The following is an 18937-nucleotide window of genomic DNA, read 5'->3' on the forward strand; positions in this document are numbered from 1 at the left end:
TATGTTAAAATTAACTCTTTTCGCCCCACTTGGTGGTAAACATACTCAAGAAGCTGATATGATTTTACTTCCTACAATTAATGGGCAGATAGGTGTTTTGAAAGGCCATATAGCTTTGATGGCCAGTTTGCAATTTGGCCTTATAGTTTTGAGAGATGCAAAAGGTTTAGTGCTTGGTTCTTTTTATATTGATGGAGGCGAAGTTGAAGTTAAAGATGATCATGTTAAGGTTTTATGTAATGATTTTGTTGATGCAAAAAAATGTGATAAAGCGTTTTTAGAAAAACAAATATCAAGTTATCCTAAAAAAGTAAGCTTTTATCAAAGCATTTTAAATATTGTTGCAAAAGCTGCCGCATGAGCATATTTAGTTGTAGCATCACCGTACACTTTGACGCAGCTCATAGAGTTATTGGTCATAAAGGTAAATGTGTAGATCTCCATGGTCACCGTTATGTTCTTGAGGTAAGTATCAGAGCTAGACAACTTGATCAGTTAGGAATGGTGATAGACTTTTCTGATCTAAAACAAATCATTTATGGCTGGATTAACCAAAATTTTGATCATACGGTGATACTGTCTACAAATGATCAGGAGTTAGGAGAAGCTATATCTAAAATTACGAAACAAAAAATTTATTATCTCCCTTATAATCCAACAGCAGAAAATATTGCGTATCATTTTAAAAATGACATACTAAGCAATATTCTGGATACGAAAGACTTAAGAATAGGGAAAGTCAGGTTATATGAAACTCCTAGCTGTTGGGTTGAAGTTTAGAATTTAACAATATCTTTATGGACAAAAGGGCTGTAGCAGTTCTATCGACAAGTAATTTGATACATAACTTGAATGTTATAAAGTCTTGCTCTAGAGGAGCTAAGATTATAGCTATGGTTAAAGCGAATGCTTACGGTCATGGTATTAGGTCCGTTTCTCTTCGTATAGCTCCGCTTGTTGATGCTTTAGGTGTTGCATCGGTTGAAGAAGCTATGATTCTTAGAAATGGCCTTAACATTAAAACTCCTATTATCCTTATGCAGGGGGTATTAGAGCAGTATGATTTAATTTTAGCATCCAATAATGATTTAGATGTAGTATTGCATAATCATGCTCAGCTAGATTGGTTCTTAAATTTAGATCTCAAGCAAAAGCTTAAGGTATGGATTAAAGTAAACACGGGCTTGGGAAGATTAGGATTTCCTGTGAGTGAGGTTTATAAAGTATACGAGGCTGTGATGAAAAGTGGTAAAGTTTTAGGGCCCGTAAGGATAATTTCTCATTTTGCCTGTGCTGATGACCCTAACCATGAGCTAAACTATAAGCAGATTGGATTATTTCAAAATATTGTGGATACAATTGATGCTGAATTTAGTTTATGTAATTCAGCTGGTATTTTTAATTTTCCAGATTATGTTTTTGACTATGTGCGTCCAGGTTTAGCTCTTTATGGTGCAAGTCCCGTTTTAGGTAAAATGGCTAGTGAATTTGATCTGAGACCGGTGATGACGGTTAGTACTATTTTAACCTCCATACAAAAATTTAAAAAAGGTGATTATATAGGATACGGAGGTCTTTATGTATGTCCTGAAGATATGCTTGTTGGTATAGCTTCTTTTGGCTATGGAGATGGCTATCCTATGAATAATGAAGGTAGAGCACAAGTTTTAGTAAATGATAAATTGTGTAGCGTAATAGGTAAGGTTTCGATGGATATGATAGCTATGGATTTACGAGAATGTCCGAATGCAAGAGTAGGTGATAAGGTTATTTTGTGGGGAGAGGGTTTGCCTGTTGAGGCTTTAGCATCACAAACTCATAACAGTCCTTATAATTTGCTTACGGGGGTTCAAAATAGGGTAAAATTTATCTGGCAATAATAAAAAATGAAAAATTTTATCTTATTGTCAGTATCTTTTTATGTAATAATTAGTTTTAGGGAATGCTTAAGATACATGTATATGATATTAGATTTATTCAGCTCTAAACTTAATAAAGTCTTCTATACATTTAACTAAAAACAAATTTTTATGCAAAATTTCATACGTGAATTAGTTTGTGATGCAAGAGATGAGTATGGAATAAAAGTCTTTCGTAGATTATTAGCAGTAACTTTATCTTTAGGTTTTATAACCATAGTTCTGCTTTCAGCATATAATATTAGACAACCTAAGATTCGTAGTTTAAGTGAACAATTAGCTGATACAATATTCAATTCTTTTCATAAAGAAGAAAAAAGTGACTGGTATCACTTGCTAAAAAAACAAAGCAAGGATATACCTTTGGCGGAATTAGGCAAATTGCGTTTAGCTTCTTTAAATATTCAAAATGGATTGTTTGGTGAAGCTATGAAGATATTACGGGCAATTAATTCTAAATCTGCTATTGTAGATACCTATGTCAAGTTAACTTTGATTTCTATTTATTTGGACCATAAAAATCTTATAGATCATAAAATAGTTGAGTGTTATGTTAGCAAATTATCTGGAGGGAAAATACCCTTTGACTACAGTTTCAAGATTATTAAGGCATTATATTTGGTTGATCAAGATCAGATTCAAGATGCTCGGCAAATTTTATCTAGTATTCTTGATGATGAATCTTCTCCTAAAGGTATTCAAATGGAGGCTAGAGCCCTTTTATATCAGATAGACAGTAAGAAATAAATTGAATAAAACGTTAATAGAATTTTTAGATGTTACCAAATACTACGATAAGAGGTTAGTATTAGAGAAGATAAGTTTTAAGATTGAAGAAAAAAGTATTGTAACTTTAGTGGGACCAAATGGTGCTGGTAAGACTACTGTATCCAAATTGATGGTGGATATCGAAAAACCCACAAGTGGATCAATTTACAAAAGTCCTGATATTACTTTAGGTTATGTGCCTCAAAAAATTAATATTAACGCAAATCTTCCTGTAAAGGTTTTAAGTTTAATTGAAATGCTGACAAATCATAAAAATTATGATCCAGAGATATTAAAATTTGCGCAGGTAGATAGTGTTAAAAATCATGATATATCAGAGCTTTCAGGTGGACAGCTTAGAAGAGTATTTTTAACAGCCTGTCTTTTGAATAAAGCTAATCTGATCATTCTGGATGAGCCTACGAAAGAGCTTGATATTATGGGACAAAAAGATTTGTATACCCTAATTCAAAATCTAAGAAATGAATTTGGTATTACAATATTTATTATTTCGCATGATCTCCATACTGTTGTTCAAGAATCAGACTACGTTTTATGTCTTAACAAACATTTGTGCTGTTACGGTAAGCCTTATGCTGATAATGTTTTGGAAAGCATAGGCTTTTATAAACATTCACATAATCACAGCCATTCTTAAATTTGATTACTTTGATCTAAGTTAGTGTTATCATAAAAATATATTAAATTAAGTAACATGAAATGAATTTACATGAAGCGATCAGAAATGGTGACACCGCAACTGCGAAGCGGCTAATAGAAGAGGGAGCATCTTTGTGGTTTATGATTAATTATAATACTCCTGCTCATGCCGCTGCTGCAGAAGGTAATATAGAAATATTAGAGCTGATCAAAGAACATGATGGGCCGATTAATTACATTCCTTGTAGAGATAGATTAGTAAAAACAAAGGGTAGACCATCTTTTAAGTCCACACCGGTTAATTCTGGTCCTGTAGGAGTTGCTGTTGCTCATGATCAATTAAAAGTAGTTAAATGGTTTGAACAACAAGATGAAATAGATTTTCATAATTTAGGTTACGGAAAGAGGGTAAGTTTAGAAGATGCTGCTAGCAACAATGCTGTAAATGTAACAAGATATCTTGCCAGAAAAGGTTTTGAATTGTACATACCCAATGGTTATTATATTTCTGGCGTATTCACACGCCATCATTATAATCAAGGTATAGATGCTGTATTGTTACTATTGAGTAAAGGAGACGTATTTAGATTGAAAGCACTGCCGTTTGAGTATGAAAAATTTTATGCATTAGGTTCATACATATTAAAAGATCCAGAGGTATTTTTAAAGTGTGGAAACACCGTATTAGAAAATTTAGCTGGTGGGTTGAATATCCTAAGTACATGTCTTAGAGAACAAAAAGAGCCAGAAATTAAAGAATATGCTGAGAGTATGCTACCCAACTTAATGCATTTTATTAGGTCAAATGATTTTAATTTTAAGGTATTAGGGCAGAATTGTAAAACCGTCGATGATATTCAGGAACTATCATTCCAAGCTGATAAAGTATTAGAAATTTATGAGCGTAATAAAAGTTACTTATCGATTTTATCTGAGGTTCATAAGTTATTATTAAGTACGAATCCAAAAATCTTAGAGCTTAAAGAAGATGCTAAGCAATTGGAAATAAAATCAATCGAATGTGGTTTTTTTAAATTAGGTTTTCAGGAAGGCTTGGAAGAGACGGAAAAGGGTGTGTATAAAAAAATTATCTCTTTAAAACCCGAATTATTTATTGAACTACTTGACTATTTCGATCCACAGCGAACTTCTTGCTTATCTGAACTAGAACTACTTGATTCTGGGGAATATGATATAGAAGCTGTAGGAGAAGCTGAAGGTTAAACTTCGGCTTCGATTTTTTTTGCGTCTTGAATTAAGTTATCGATACTTCTATTCTCCACATCTGTATTTTGCACTAGCCAAGAAATTGCATTAATGGTGCGTTTCATAATCTCAGACCAATGCGTAATCTGTGATTGAATGTTGGTATTGGAATGAATAAAGCTATTCCAAGTTTCATCTAATTTGAAAACCTGGTTTGTAACAACGAATGCTTTTACGATAGCTGTCACAGGTTTATTTAAATGAGTGATCATATCTACTATAAAAGCACCGTTTAACTGATTTACAATTTTATTAGCGATAATAGTCGCAATAATTTCATTGTGTAACTGGTGCTTCTGAATTTCCTCAGCAAAGTTATTTCTCATTGCCGTAGGAAAATAGTTAGGCAATATGTTATCTTTAAAATACGTATCTTCTAGTATGTTTGAAACGAGCAAGCTGTTATATACGTACTTTTTGCTGTATGAAAGTAAGGTTGCTATTTCGGGTCTTGTAAATTTTATATTACTATTCTCTCTTTTCTTTAGTTCATTGTGTGAAGGTAGGTTATTAACTGCTCTATCGAGTAATCCTATTCCTTCAAGATAAGCTATATTGTTGCTGAAAAGTTTGAGAGTGAATATAGGTGAGTTTTCAGCTATGGATATACTTTGTGCTTGATCGTAATTGCTTGCAAGGACATGTTCAACGACTTCTTGGGCCATATTAGCAATAATGCTGTTGCGCTCAGGTAAAGAGATCTTATTTTTCTTTATAGCTTCTCCTAAGCAAATTTTGATATTAACTTCATGATCTGAGCAATTTACTCCTGCAACATTATCGATAAAGTCAGCGTTTACCTTGCCCCCACGCAAAGAATACTCGATACGTCCATTTTGGGATAATCCTAGGTTACCACCTTCAACAATTATTTTAGCCTGTACATCTTTGCCATTAACGCGCAGTGCATCATTTTGATGATCCGCTATGTCTTCATCTGTTTCAAATGTAGCCTTGATATATGTTCCAATTCCTCCATTCCAAATAACATCTACTTTTGACGTTAATAAAGCTCTAATTAGCTCGTTTGGTGTAAGAGATGTTTCATTTATCTGTATTAGAGCTTGTATTTCAGGTGATAATTCTATATTTTGCAGCTTACGTGAAAAAACTCCGCCTCCTTTGGATATTAATTCGGCATTATAATCTGACCAATCTGATTTGGGCTTATCAAATAAACGCTTTCTTTCCGCAAAGCTTGCTAGCTGGTTAGACGGATTTGGATCAATAAAGATATGTCTATGGTCAAATGCTGCAACTAAGTTTATTTTATCCGACGAAAGCATACCATTACCAAAAACATCCCCTGACATATCTCCGATTCCTAAGAATGTCACATCTTCTAATTTGAGATTTGAGGTTTTGAGGTGATCAAGTAGTGAAATCCAAGCTCCTTTTGAAGTGATGCTGATTTCTTTATGATCATATCCAGTTGTACCTCCTGATGCAAAAGCATCTTCTAGCCAAAAGTTATATTCTGTTGCAACTTGGTTTGCGTAATTTGAGAATGTTGCTGTCCCTTTATCTGCGGCAACCACAAGATACGGGTCTGCTTCATCATATGCAACAATGCTTGCTGGGGGTATAATTTGTCCGTTGATGACGTTATCAGTAATATCAAGCATTCCTCTTAAAAAGTTTTTATAGCAGTTCACAACGTGATCATTTCTATCTAATGGACTAATGCGCTCCAAATTTTTGATGATAAATACTCCCTTTGCTCCTACGGGCACAATTACTGCGTTTTTGATATGTTGAGACTTCACTAAACCTAAACATTCAGTTCTGTAGTCGTCTAATCTATCAGACCAACGAAGGCCGCCTCTTGCAACCTTACCCGCTCTTAAATGTAAGCCTTCAAAATCCTGACTAAATACAAAAATTTCAGCATAAGGCACAGGTTTAGGAACATTCGGAATTTTACCTGGATTGATCTTGAAAGAAATATAGTTTTTTCCTAGATATGCGTTAGTCCTTACTGTAGCCGAAATAATCTCTAGGCAATTTTTTAGAATCTCAGCTTCTTTTTCATTATTAATAGCAGTGATATTGTTATTAATTTTTTCGATTAAAGTTTCTTGAGATTTTAAATTTTGGGGATTAAACCTTGCTTCGAATAGATCTATAAGACTGTCCGAAATATCTTGATATTTATCTAAGGTCTCTTGGGTAGTAACAGATTTTTTGTGATAGTCTAGCTGCTGCAAATAGTTTGCGATTGCGCTAGTTATAGTATTGTTCAAATCAAATGAGCCGGTCTGTTGAAGGTTTTGGACTAACATTATAAAATTAATGAATTGAGTAGAATATTTAAAGTACTTTCAAAATATAGTATAGTTTAATATACTCTTAGACTGCGAGCAACAAACAATTTAAAAATGCAAATAGATATTAAAAAGCGTCTCCAAAAATTCTGGGAAGAGAATGAAATTTATAAGTGGGATGAAAAAGGGAGTAATAACTTTGTGATTGATACCCCGCCTCCTACAGTTTCAGGAACTCTGCACATGGGTCATATATTTAGTTATACGCATACTGATATTATAGCAAGATACCAGAGAATGTGCGGTAAGAATGTATTTTATCCTATAGGATTTGATGATAACGGTCTCCCAACAGAGCGTTTAGTAGAAAAGCAGAGAAAAATTAAGGCAAATCAGTTTAGTCGCGAGGAGTTTAGACAAATTTGCAGAGAGGTGATTAAGACGGAGGAAGTGAAGTTTATGGACTTAATGCAGACCATGGGGTATTCTTTTGATTGGAGTCAAAGTTATACGACAATCAGCCCTCATGTTATGAAGCTGAGTCAGATGTCATTTTTGGACTTATATAAAAAGGGGCAGGTTTATCGTAAGAATCAGCCTATTTTCTGGGATCCAGTAGATCAAACTGTGCTTGCCCAATCTGAGCTTGATGATAATGATAAAGATTCCTTCATGCACGAAATGCCTTTTGCAATCGATGGAGGAGGGGATATTTACATTGCAACTACAAGACCCGAGTTGCTAGGAGCATGCGTTGCTGTATTTGTGCATCCGGATGACCATAGGTATAAAAGCTTCGTTGGAAAATATGCAATAACGCCACTTTTTGAGACAAAAGTTAAGATTATAGCAGATGAAAACGTATTACCAGAAAAAGGTACAGGAGTCGTTATGTGCTGTACTTTTGGTGATACGACAGATGTTTTATGGTGGAAAAAATACAATCTTGCTACCAGAATTATTCTTGATAGGCGCGGGCGAATGGATGATATAGAGTTTGATGCATCAAGCTCTCAAAATCCCCAAAGGGCAAATGCTTACTACGGTCAAATTAAAGGCTTAAAAGTAGTAGAAGCTAGAGAAAAAATAATAGAGATATTAAAAGAAGTAGTTGAAGTTAAGTCGGTATCTATAACCCATACGGTTAAATGTGCAGAGCGCTCAAAAGCTCCGATTGAACTTTTAATGATGCCTCAATGGTTTATTAAAACGATTGAGCATAAGGATAAAATGCTTGAGCTATCTAAAAAATTGCAATGGAGGCCTGCATTTATGCAAAATCGCTTGGAAAATTGGATTAATGCCGTTTCAGCTGACTGGTGTATAAGTAGACAGAGGTTTTTTGGTGTGCCGTTTCCTGTGTGGTACTCAAAACGCGATGGTGAAGAAGGTAAGGTGATATTGCCTGATATTAAGGATTTGCCTTTAGATCCTATGGAAGTTTTTCCTAAGGGATATAGCGCAGATGAAGTGATAGCTGAGGTAGATATTATGGATACTTGGGCGACAAGCTGTATTTGTCCTCAGATTAACAGTCATGGTATAGCTGATGAATATATGATAGACGAGAGGAGGCATAAGAATTTATTTCCAGCAGACCTTCGTCCTCAAGGACATGACATAATCAGAACTTGGGCATTTGGCACAATACTAAAATCATATTTGCATGAGGAAAAATTACCTTGGGGCAATATTATGATTAGTGGTTGGTGTTTAGCTGAAGATAAGACTAAGATGTCTAAGTCTAAGGGTAATATTATTGATCCGTTGAATATTATAAAACAACATGATGTTGATGCCGTAAGATATTGGGCTGCATCTGGTTCATTGGGATATGATACTAGTTATAATCAGGAGGTCTGCTTGCAAGGTAAAAAGCTTATTACAAAAATGAAGAATGCAGCAAAATTCTGCATGCTACATATAGCCAAGCACAATACTATCACTTCGACCTTAGAAGAAGATCTAGAGTCTAAAAGGATATGGGCCACAAGTGATTTGTGGCTTATTGCTGAATTAAATGAGGTAGTTCAAAAGGCTAGTAATTTTTTGAATGAATATGATTATGCAAGGGCAAAAGATGTAATTGAAAAGTTCTTTTGGAGTGAATTTTGTGATACATATCTTGAGGTGATTAAAAGACGTGTATATAACGAGGAAGATAAATCTGGTCAGCTGAGTGCTGTGCTAACTTTGCATCATGCATTTAGGAATTTATTAGCTTTATTTGCTCCGTTTATTCCATATGTGACAGAAGAGATCTATCTTGATATACTAGGCTTAAAAGGGTCCGTACATCAGAAGGATGTTTGGCCAAAATTTAAGTTTTCTCTGCAAGAGTACCTTGAATATACAGATTTAATTTTGCCTCTGTTAGAGGAGGTGCGTAAGGCTAAAACTCAGCGGCAACTTGCAATGAATGCTCCTGTGAAGCTGTTACAAATACGAAGCAGAAAAAATAAATTACCTCAAGATCTAATACATGATTTGCTAAATGTAACTACTTCTGAGAGAATCGAGTTGGTTAATAGCCCTGAAAAGTTAATCGAATTTAATGTAATATTTTAAACTTTTATGGATAGTTTTTGGGAGATAGTAATTTTTGCGATAATTGCTTTAGTCCTCGTAACTGCTTTGATAGATATGCTTGGGAAGGTTGATGAAAGTGAAACCTCTCGCTCTAAATCATTTTTTGGAGAAAGAGTTATGGAGGAGGTTTTTGACATTGACGGTCAAATCACCGTAAATAAAACAGCTGATGGCATTGAAAGGTTCAAAGATATAGTGCATGCTAGTAATTATCATGACAAGCTTAAGATCATAAATGAACTATGTGTTTTAATCAATAAGCTTCCTACGTTTAAGCCTTTGAAGTTTATAGATAATGCGTCTAAAGCTGCTGGAATGATAATTGAAGCTTTGAAGAAGAATGATCAAGAAGTTTTAGAACATTTGATAGACAAAAGATTTTTAAGCAATTTAAATCCAGAGCAACACAAAAGTTTGTCTGATAAAGAAAGTAAGATTATTAGTGCTAAGATTTCTGATATTTATCAGTTCGGTCATACGATTTTTATAAAGATAATGTTCGACCTATCTTGTGGTATTTTAGAAGAATGGTCTTTTACTAAAAGCATGCTTAGCCATGATAATATATGGCAAGTTAACAGTATTAGTTCTATATAAATGTTACAAACACAAAAGCCAGATTGGTTAAGAGTAAGAGCACCTGCATCTGGCGAATATAATAATACTTACGATCTTATAAAAGGTTTAGGCTTAAATACAGTATGTCAAGAAGCTGCATGTCCTAATATTGGTGAATGTTGGTCCCAAAAGCATGCAACCGTGATGCTACTTGGCTCTGTTTGTACGAGAGCTTGTCGCTTTTGTAATGTTAAAACGGGTCGTCCTGATTTACTTGATCCACATGAACCAGAAAATGTTGCTAAAGCTTGTCAAAGATTAGGATTAAAACATATCGTAATTACTTCTGTAGATCGAGACGATTTGGAAGATGGTGGTGCGAATCATTTTGCTCAAACTATATCTTTAATTAGACAAACATCTCCCGACACTACAATTGAAGTGCTAACTCCTGATTTCTTAAGAAAAGATGGTGCTATAGAGGTTGTAGTAAAAGCCAGACCTGATGTATATAACCATAACCTTGAGACTGTGCCAAGACTATATACTAGCATCCGTCCTGGTGCAAGATATTTCCATTCTCTCAATTTATTGCAGCAGGTTAAAAAGCTTGATCCGACGATTTTTACTAAATCTGGAATTATGCTAGGTCTTGGTGAAGAAGAGGTTGAAATTGCTCAGGTGATGGATGATTTAAGATCTGCAGATGTAGACTTTATAACAATGGGGCAGTATTTACAGCCTACTCCAAAGCATGCAAAAGTTGCCAAATATTGGTCTCCTGAAGAGTTTTTACGTTTAGAGAAAATTGCTCGATCCAAAGGGTTTTTACAGGTAGCATCAGGTCCATTAGTACGCTCCTCTTATCATGCTGGCAAAGACTTTGAAAAGCTAAAACAAGCAAGACAGGCTAGGATATGTTAAATTTGGAGTATAAAAAACAAGTACCATTTTCTGCAAAGCAGATGTTTGATTTAGTAATGGATATAGAGCATTATTCTGAGTTTTTACCTTGGTGTGAAAAGGCTGAGATTATGCAGCGAGTTAGTGATAATGAACTAGTTGCCGATTTAGAGATTAAGTTTAAATCTTTAAAAGCTAAGTATACATCAACAATAAGTGCTATTTCTAATCCCCCAAACTACTCTATTGATATCAAATCTAGTCATATGTTTTTTAACTACTTTATAAGTCGTTGGGATTTTATAGAAAATGATAAAGGCAGTCTCGTGATTTTTAAGTTTAACTTAAAGATGAAATTAAGTTTTTTTGAAAGGTTTCTTGTATCTTCTTTAGATACAGTGGGTAATGAGATTGTAGAGCTTTTTACCCAGAGGGCAAAAAAACTCTACAAGATAAAATAGCTGTGAATTGATTATTCTTAGCCTTCCACTGGGATTAGATGGTCATTTATATCACCAATCTTTTCTACTATTGTTTCATTATGAGTTTCTAATTCTTTAACAGGTAGTTCGTCAAGTTGTTGATTTCCTTCAAGTGCAAGAGACCAACCGCCTTTCCCAGGTCCAAAGTGTTTCTTAATTTTTCCTAACCTTGAGTTTATATCATCTTCGGGTTTCTTTAAATGTTCTGCTATCATTGTTCCTATTTGTGAGTTTTGATCTGTTTGGACTGTGTGACCCATATATTTATTTATTTTGCTCATATAATGTTTCCTTAATTATAGTTTATGTCTGATACGAATGATGAAAAATAAAGTCTTATAATTTTTCATCTATTATAATTATAGTATAAATATTTATATTATTTCAATCATATTATAAATATTTCTATCCAATACCCAAGTTGCATTAGTTTAGTGAATTGTTTTAATGAGTAGCTAAGAGATGATTTTTAGCTTTTTCCTGACGTATCACTGGAAAATATTTCTGTCTTCATGTTACCTTCTTCCTAAGGCTAGTACTAAAGTTTGCCGACTATCATAGGGGTTAAATCGGTGCTTTGCCAAAGATATGTATTTTTCTATATCTTCATTGTTTTTCTGTTCATAAAAACCCTTTAAATTAAGATTAATTATATGATTATAATATATCGATAAAACTAGAGATTTTTATTTTTGATCGTGTTAGTCATATTTAAGTTCAGATTTCCTAACTAAGCACAATGAAATGAGATTGTAGAGTTTTTTACCCTCTGGGTAAAAAGCTCTACAAGAAATAGATGAGAATCTGATAATTCTTAGCCTTCTAATGCCAGTATATCCTCATTTAACTCACCCATTATGGCGCTTTTTGTTGCTAGTTTTTCTGTTGGTCTATAACACATTTCTTCTTCTAATGTGTCAAAAATTAATTCATATGAAGATGGAATAGTACCTTTAATCTTGAGTTTATCCATGAGTTCAGTTTTGATTGCTTCAACATCTTCGGACCTTTTATCTAAAAAACTTTTTGGCATATTATTTAGGGTATTGTTGCATTCGGTCAATATAGGTTCAAGCTTGCTTGTATCTATTTTTTTCGAACTTTCTTCTATTATTGCTTTCAGCTTTTTTAAATCCTGAATCTGCCGTGTCATTTTGCTTATATCGCCATTTTCTTTAGTCATATAATGCTTTCCATATGGTTATACTTTGTAATTAAGGGTGATAAAAGTAATATTACCTTTCCTCTATTTATAATTATAATAAAATGTTTATATTATTTCAATCATATTATAAATATTTATTTCTAATGCTCGAGTTACCTCAATGATATAAACAACCCTCTTGACATAATTTGTTTCTTAGTTTAGATTGGCTAGAGAGAGTTAAAAATAATTTGCAACTCCTGTCAAAAATTTAGACATAATGTCTAATCTAATTCAAAAACACAATTTAAAACTAATCTAATTTCTAATCTAAAAAAATTTTTATGGCTAATGACGTAGACGTTGAAGTAAGTCCTCAGAGAAAACCTCGAGTGGTTATAGATAAAAGAGTTGAGCAAACTGTTGAAAGAAATCCAGATCAGCCCCTGCTTAAACTAGAAGATATTAAGAACCTATCTCTATATGATCTGCAAACTAAAGTATCAGAGTTGGGAATAGAAAATTTTGGTGTAATGAGTCGTCAAGAGATGATCTTTATTATCTTAAAGAAGGCTATAGAGAAGGGTAGCACAGTTATTGGTCGAGGAGTTTTGGAAGTCCTTGCTGACGGTTTTGGCTTTTTAAGGTCAGGGGAGGCAAATTATCAAACCGGAGGGGACGATATTTATGTTTCTCCAAGCCAGATTAGAAGATTTGGTTTAAGAACTGGTGATATTTTAGAAGGTCCAATTAGGGCCCCTAAAAATGGTGATAAATATTTTGCAATATTAAAGATAGATACAGTAAATAATCTAGATCCTGCAAGTAGCAATCATAGGGTATTTTTTGATGATTTGACCCCTTTATACCCGGATGAAAAATTTGATCTGGAATTCAAAACTCCAACTCAAGATCTAAGCACTAGGGTAGTGGAATTAATTACACCTATTGGAAAAGGTCAAAGGGCCTTGATTGTAGCTCCTCCAAGGACGGGTAAGACTATTTTGCTCCAAAATATTGCGCACGCAATTACCGAAAATCATCCTGAAGTGTACCTAATAGTATTGCTTATCGATGAGCGTCCTGAAGAATTTACTGATATGGTTCGTTCAGTAAAGCGAGGTAACAAAAATGTAGAAGTTGTGAGTTCAAATTTTGATGAGCCAACTACCCGTCACGTACAACTTGCTGAGATTGTTATTGAGAAAGCTAAGAGGTTAGTTGAGCAAAAAAGAGATGTTGTGATACTTCTAGACTCAATTACAAGGCTTGCAAGGGCATATAATGCTGTAATGCCTTCATCTGGTAAGGTTCTTACAGGTGGTGTTGATGCAAATGCGTTGCAAAGACCAAAAAGATTTTTTGGGGCAGCTCGTAACGTAGAGCAGGGTGGGTCACTTACAATCATCGCATCGGCCCTTGTTGAAACCGGCTCAAGGATGGATGAAGTAATTTATGAAGAATTCAAGGGCACAGGTAACTGTGAGATAGTTTTAACAAGAACTTTAGCTGATAAGAGGATATATCCAGCAATTGATATCAATAAGTCTGGTACTCGTAAAGATGAATTACTTGTTCCAAGGGAGATAATGAAAAAAATGTGGATTCTAAGGCACATAACCCAACAAATGAATAACGTAGAGTCACTAGAGAATTTATTAGATAGAGTAAAAAGTACAAAATGTAATATGGACTTTTTTAACTCTATGAACTCTTGATTTTATGAAAAAAATTGCACTTATCGGTAGTGGTAATATAGGAGGAACCTTAGCTTTCCTCGCCACGGTCAAAAACCTTGGAGATGTTGTTTTAATAGATGCCGTAGAAGGCGTCCCTCAAGGTAAGGCCTTGGATATAATGCAAAGTACAAGTATTTTGCGTAGCGATAATCAGATAACGGGAAGTAATGATTACGCCGATATTGCTGCTTCAGATGTTGTGATTGTGACAGCTGGTTCTCCTCGTAAGCCTGGTATGAGCAGGGATGATTTGCTCAATACAAATGCAAAAGTAATAACAGATGTAGCAAAAAATATCTATAAATACTGCCCTAATGCATTTGTGATAGTTGTTACAAATCCTTTAGATGCAATGGTTTATGTGATGCAAAAAGAAAGCGGACTTCCTGCTCATAAGGTTGTTGGGATGGCTGGTACACTTGACTCAGCACGCTTTAGTTACTTTTTAGCACAAGAATTGAAGGTTTCAGTGAGAGATGTTAGTACTTTCGTATTAGGAGGCCATGGAGATACAATGGTTCCTCTAATTGAATATTCGACTGTTGCAGGTATTTCATTAAAGCGTTTAGTAGAGATGAATATGATTTCTAAACAATCACTAGATGCCATTATTGAACGTACAAAAAATGGTGGAGGAGAAATTGTTGCATTATTAAAAAATGGCTCAGCATTTTATGCTCCTGCAGTTGCTGCATTAGAGATTGCAGAAAGCTATTTATCTAATCAAAAAAGATTGCTTCCATGTTGCGCTTACTTAAGTGGTCAATATGGTGTTGAAGGTTTATATGCTGGAGTGCCTGTGATAATCAGCAATAAAGGAGTTGAAAAAGTGATAGAGGTTAAACTATCAGATAAAGAAAAATCATTATTTGATTACTCAATCCAGTCAGTAAAGAATTTAGTATCTGCTTTAAAGTAGATACTAACTCTAATTTGAAGACAATACTTCATCGCCATACTCATTGACAGAAATAAGTACTTTTACATCTGGTAATGTACTTAGAGTAACAAAAGCATGATATCCTTCAGTTTTTTCTGAACATTTTAAGAATGTGTCAGATAATTTTGCACATTCCTTCTCTTTGACCCGTAAAAGATATTCAGAAAGAGCTTGTCCTCCATAATATTTTATAATTTTAGGATCATTTAGCATGACTTCTTCTCTATCTGCTAAATAATTTCCAGCATTTAAGAAATCTTCTTGAGTTCCTATGATAAGTAGTGTTGGAAATCCTGTTTTGAATTTTGCGAAATATTTTACTTTTAACATATACGAATAATAGTAAGTTCTACATGTATTTATTCTTTAATGCTAATCGTTTTTTGTTCAATTAATTTTTAACTACATTATAAAAAAGTAAAAACATGTGTCTTTTTTAGAACTATGTGATATTTAGAAAATCTCCTAAGCTACAGGAACTGATTTGTAGCTGTTGAATTTCTTTTATTTATAGGGTCTTAACTTGCTCTCCAACGTCACTACCCTCGCCTAAAATTGGTGGCATCACAAATTCCATTACATCACTAATTTGAGAGTGATGCATGCTTACTGCTCCTCTTGATTCTTCTAGATCAAGCATTAGACGTTTATTAGCTGGCTCATCTGTCTCATGTTTTTTGATCGAAAGGTTTATCAGTCCATTAATCAACTCAAGTACTGGAGCTTTGCAAATTTGGCCTAAAATTCCCTGAGTTGCCTTATCTATCCAAGGTAATATCTTGCTTCTGGTTACAGTAATGTCCTGACTATTTTGTTGTAGATCATGTTTTCTTGCATTACGCATCAAGTAAGCAAACGATGCACATTCTGCTATCTGATATACAGCATCTGCATCTATATAATTCGTAATTCTTTCTAATATTTCTTGTGCATCATTTGAGAGATTTATAGGTAGATCTGCTGCTTCATCATTAAGCATCATATCGGCCAATTCATAATATGAGTTACATAATGTTTTAAAAAATAAGACGTTACTGTGTGCGTTTTTAGGGTCGGTCTCTTTATGTGCTTGGACTATCTTTTGTTTTAAAGCATTTCCTAATTCTTCTAATTCTAAATTGTCGATATGAGCTTTTAATTTTTCTAGTGCTACGCTGTAGTCATTAATTAATTCTTGATCTTCCCCGGCGTCGTTTAATCCGTTCCCTAAGGCTATTAAAAGGTTCATAATACCTAATATCTGCTCTTCAGGTGTATTTAGGGTTTTGAATTCTTGATTTTCTAATTCATCCTCGTTGTCTTCGAATTCTCTTTGTTTGTTCTCCTCAAGAATAGTTAGTACATCATCTAGATGCTCTAAAATCACTTTACTAGGAAAAAGGAAACCTTTGTTATTTAAAAAGGCCATCATTTGAAGTCCTGGATCATCATCTTCATCTAAAAGACATTCTATAATCTCGTCGGATTCTTGAGAATCCCAATAATAAGGAGGTTTGCCATAATTAATAAAGAGCTTCATTAAATTTACATCTAACAATTTGGCCGCAGTATAATAGAAATCACTCAAATATGAAGGGTCAGCTCCATCTTCTAGGGCTTGTGCAAAATAGCTTACGAAATTAAAATCATCCGTATCTTCAAAAAAATAGGGTAATAAAAAATCCATTTCTTCATTAGATGAGCTTATACATATTACATAATGCAAAACTGTCCATCCATAATTATTGGTTATGCGATAGTCAGCACCTGCATCTATTAGCTTTTTATAATTTGTTACATCGTCTTCAAAGAGGCGATATGAGAATGCTTCATATAGAAAAGTATCTCCTTTGTTATTTGGTTCGTTTATGAGGTTTAATGCTTTGTCTTGGACTAAGAAATTAAATAGTTCTTCATTCCATTTTTGAATATCGGTAAAACATATTAAAGCATTCCAACCTCTGGAATCTTTGGCTTTAAAGTTATATCCCTTATCTTTTAAAAATTCCAATAATTCCTTATATTTATCAAAGTTTTCATTACATATTATTTCTGATGCAAAATAATGCAGCTCGTTTGTGTAGAAATTATTGTTGATTAATAATTCAATTGTTTGATAATGCTTCTCTTGCGTGGCTAAAATTAAAGGATTAAGACGTACGTTGTTGGAATTACAATCTTTTTCTTCATAAATCTTATAATTCTTGATATCATCATGCGGTATAATCAGTTCTACTATACTTGTAAGTCCTTTTTGGGATGCAAGTTGAAGTGCTGTGAAGTCTTCGTAATTTCTTGCCTCTATATCAATACCTTTTTGGAGTAATGCATTAACCATATCTATTCTATCTTGCTTGATAGCTATGTATAATAGATTATCTCCATCTTGACTCATGTCCAAGATCTCTTGCAATTCTTGATCATTTAATCGTTCTAGTTGCTCGTTAAAAGTGTCTATATCGTTACTACGTATTGTATCTGCTAAATTAGAAAATATTTGAGCGTTTGTCATAATGTTATGATATATGTTTATTATTATTTCTTATTATAAGGTTAAAATTTCAAAAATATAAGCTATTTTTCATCTTTAAAGTCGTACAATCTGATCAGTAAAGTACACTCAAAGTTTTTTGAAAATAAATTTAAGTATAGTAAATTATTGAAAGAATTTTTTATAGTCTTTTAATTTAAAGGATTATAACTTGTAGTGATTTGTTCTAACTCGTGGATAATTTTGTTTTCTTGTGGTTCCAAAGGTGGTTGTTGATAGCTACCTTGTACGAAGAAAATTGGGTATAGAGAAATTTTATTTTCTTGAGCAAGACTTTCGACGTATTTTCTGGAAATTGTCGTCATAGCTTCATGGGTATATATAATAGGCCTAATCCCAAGAGAAAGTGCCTCGGATATCATGGATGTTGATTCCCCTGGTATTACTAGCCCAACTTGTGGGTGATCTAAACAAAATTTTAAAGCAGGACCCCAAAGACTTGGAGTTCCAAATTTAAAATCTACTACTTTCCATGATGTTTTTTGAGAGGTATCCATGGCTATTTGGGTAATATAATCAGTAGTTGTGTTATGTGCAGTTTGATCTACAGCAATTCCTAACTCTCCTATTCTATGTTTACCTGTGCGAGGGCCGTTTAGAATCAATATTTTTGCTCGTGCTGGTAGTTGTGATAAAAATTCAGTTATCATAGCCTCATCATACAAAAGCCAGCTTCCATCTGATTGTTGGGTATCTCCAGCGAGCATAACTATAAGTTGGGTGAGTGGGTCAATTCCTGTTGTTGATTCTTTTTGCACACTTTTCAAATCTCTTGTGTGGAGCACTCCTTTAATTGTAATTAATTTGACCTTATCTTTAATAATATCAAAATTTTTATCAATCGCATGTTCAGGCATGACTACAATTGTACCAGATGCAAGATCTTTCATATCTTCAAGCCATTGCCAAGTAAGAAGTACATGATAGGTCTTGGGGGGTACTACTTGATGAAAAACCTTAGCTCCACCCACTCCAGCTCCTATTATAATATTTTTTGTTTTTAATAATGGGTTATCGTTAATAGTTTGTCTTAAGTCCTGAATCATGGCCTGTTCTCCAGTGTTTGGACTTAGGATATCTGCAAAACTCATGGTACAGAAAAATATTAACGAAATGATTATATTCCAAATTTTTGGCATAACTTGAAGCTGAAAAATTTACTATATATTAATATA

The 18937-nt window shown here is 33.8% G+C and carries 18 protein-coding genes; 12 read left to right on the top strand and 6 right to left on the bottom strand.

Annotated features, from left to right (window positions below):
* Position 1: 1 nt before the first annotated feature.
* The 6 genes from phytr_RS00725 (at position 2) to phytr_RS00750 (ending at position 4571) form a co-directional block, all read left to right on the top strand.
* Entirely contained in the window at positions 2 to 361 is a 360-nt protein-coding gene (locus phytr_RS00725) for a F0F1 ATP synthase subunit epsilon (protein WP_106873982.1), read from the top strand.
* A gap of 2 nt (positions 362 to 363) precedes the next feature.
* Positions 364 to 780 carry a 6-carboxytetrahydropterin synthase gene (locus phytr_RS00730; RefSeq protein WP_106875022.1) on the top strand — a complete coding sequence of 139 codons (417 nt, stop codon included), beginning with the start codon at positions 364 to 366 and terminating at the stop codon, positions 778 to 780.
* Positions 781 to 797: 17 nt separating this feature from the next.
* Entirely contained in the window at positions 798 to 1880 is a 1083-nt protein-coding gene (alr, locus tag phytr_RS00735) for an alanine racemase (protein WP_106873983.1), read from the top strand.
* A 150-nt stretch (positions 1881 to 2030) separates the two neighbouring features.
* Positions 2031 to 2666 (top strand): DUF2659 family protein, encoded by a 636-nt coding sequence (locus phytr_RS00740; RefSeq protein ID WP_106873984.1) that lies wholly within the window; start codon positions 2031 to 2033, stop codon positions 2664 to 2666.
* A 1-nt stretch (position 2667) separates the two neighbouring features.
* The gene (locus phytr_RS00745; protein ID WP_106873985.1) at positions 2668 to 3345 is read left to right on the top strand and encodes a metal ABC transporter ATP-binding protein; all 678 of its coding nucleotides are present in this window, start codon (positions 2668 to 2670) and stop codon (positions 3343 to 3345) included.
* A 62-nt stretch (positions 3346 to 3407) separates the two neighbouring features.
* Positions 3408 to 4571, top strand: coding sequence for an ankyrin repeat domain-containing protein (locus phytr_RS00750; RefSeq protein ID WP_106873986.1), 1164 nt, complete (start codon positions 3408 to 3410; stop codon positions 4569 to 4571).
* Here phytr_RS00750 and phytr_RS00755 read toward each other — a convergent pair.
* Complete coding sequence (locus phytr_RS00755) at positions 4568 to 6895, bottom strand: NAD-glutamate dehydrogenase domain-containing protein (protein WP_106873987.1); 2328 nt, start codon at positions 6893 to 6895, stop codon at positions 4568 to 4570. The genes phytr_RS00750 and phytr_RS00755 overlap by 4 nt on opposite strands.
* 96 nt (positions 6896 to 6991) lie before the next feature.
* On the opposite strand from phytr_RS00755, the gene phytr_RS00760 reads away from it, so the two are divergent.
* From phytr_RS00760 to phytr_RS00775, 4 genes are read left to right on the top strand one after another with little or no spacing between them, the layout of a single operon-like run.
* The gene (locus tag phytr_RS00760) at positions 6992 to 9445 is read left to right on the top strand and encodes a valine--tRNA ligase (RefSeq protein ID WP_106873988.1); all 2454 of its coding nucleotides are present in this window, start codon (positions 6992 to 6994) and stop codon (positions 9443 to 9445) included.
* A gap of 6 nt (positions 9446 to 9451) precedes the next feature.
* Positions 9452 to 10063 carry a hypothetical protein gene (locus phytr_RS00765; RefSeq protein WP_106873989.1) on the top strand — a complete coding sequence of 204 codons (612 nt, stop codon included), beginning with the start codon at positions 9452 to 9454 and terminating at the stop codon, positions 10061 to 10063.
* A complete protein-coding gene (gene lipA, locus phytr_RS00770) occupies positions 10064 to 10948 on the top strand; it encodes a lipoyl synthase (protein WP_106873990.1) in 885 nt (294 codons plus the stop codon).
* Entirely contained in the window at positions 10942 to 11388 is a 447-nt protein-coding gene (locus phytr_RS00775) for a type II toxin-antitoxin system RatA family toxin (protein WP_106873991.1), read from the top strand. The genes lipA and phytr_RS00775 overlap by 7 nt, the downstream gene beginning before the upstream one ends.
* A gap of 17 nt (positions 11389 to 11405) precedes the next feature.
* Here the strand turns inward: phytr_RS00775 and phytr_RS00780 are convergent, their stop codons facing one another.
* On the bottom strand, positions 11406 to 11690 hold the full coding sequence (locus phytr_RS00780) for a hypothetical protein (protein ID WP_106873992.1): 285 nt from the start codon (positions 11688 to 11690) through the stop codon (positions 11406 to 11408).
* 533 nt (positions 11691 to 12223) lie between these two features.
* Complete coding sequence (locus phytr_RS00785; RefSeq protein ID WP_106873993.1) at positions 12224 to 12592, bottom strand: hypothetical protein; 369 nt, start codon at positions 12590 to 12592, stop codon at positions 12224 to 12226.
* A 305-nt stretch (positions 12593 to 12897) separates the two neighbouring features.
* Here phytr_RS00785 and rho point away from each other — a divergent pair, with 305 nt between their 5' ends.
* Both rho and mdh read left to right on the top strand, forming a co-directional pair.
* Entirely contained in the window at positions 12898 to 14271 is a 1374-nt protein-coding gene (gene rho, locus phytr_RS00790) for a transcription termination factor Rho (protein ID WP_106873994.1), read from the top strand.
* 4 nt (positions 14272 to 14275) lie between these two features.
* Complete coding sequence (mdh, locus tag phytr_RS00795; protein ID WP_106873995.1) at positions 14276 to 15211, top strand: malate dehydrogenase; 936 nt, start codon at positions 14276 to 14278, stop codon at positions 15209 to 15211.
* Between the two features lie 9 nt (positions 15212 to 15220).
* Here the strand turns inward: mdh and phytr_RS00800 are convergent, their stop codons facing one another.
* The 3 genes from phytr_RS00800 to phytr_RS00810 form a co-directional block, all read right to left on the bottom strand.
* A complete protein-coding gene (locus phytr_RS00800; protein WP_106873996.1) occupies positions 15221 to 15562 on the bottom strand; it encodes a hypothetical protein in 342 nt (113 codons plus the stop codon).
* Positions 15563 to 15740: 178 nt separating this feature from the next.
* Positions 15741 to 17723, bottom strand: coding sequence for an ankyrin repeat domain-containing protein (locus phytr_RS00805; protein ID WP_106873997.1), 1983 nt, complete (start codon positions 17721 to 17723; stop codon positions 15741 to 15743).
* A gap of 170 nt (positions 17724 to 17893) precedes the next feature.
* Entirely contained in the window at positions 17894 to 18901 is a 1008-nt protein-coding gene (locus phytr_RS00810; RefSeq protein ID WP_158706813.1) for a hypothetical protein, read from the bottom strand.
* Positions 18902 to 18937 lie beyond the last annotated feature (36 nt).

It is taken from the genome of Candidatus Phycorickettsia trachydisci, assembly GCF_003015145.1.
In the GTDB taxonomy this organism is placed as follows: Bacteria; Pseudomonadota; Alphaproteobacteria; order Rickettsiales; family Rickettsiaceae; genus Phycorickettsia; species Phycorickettsia trachydisci.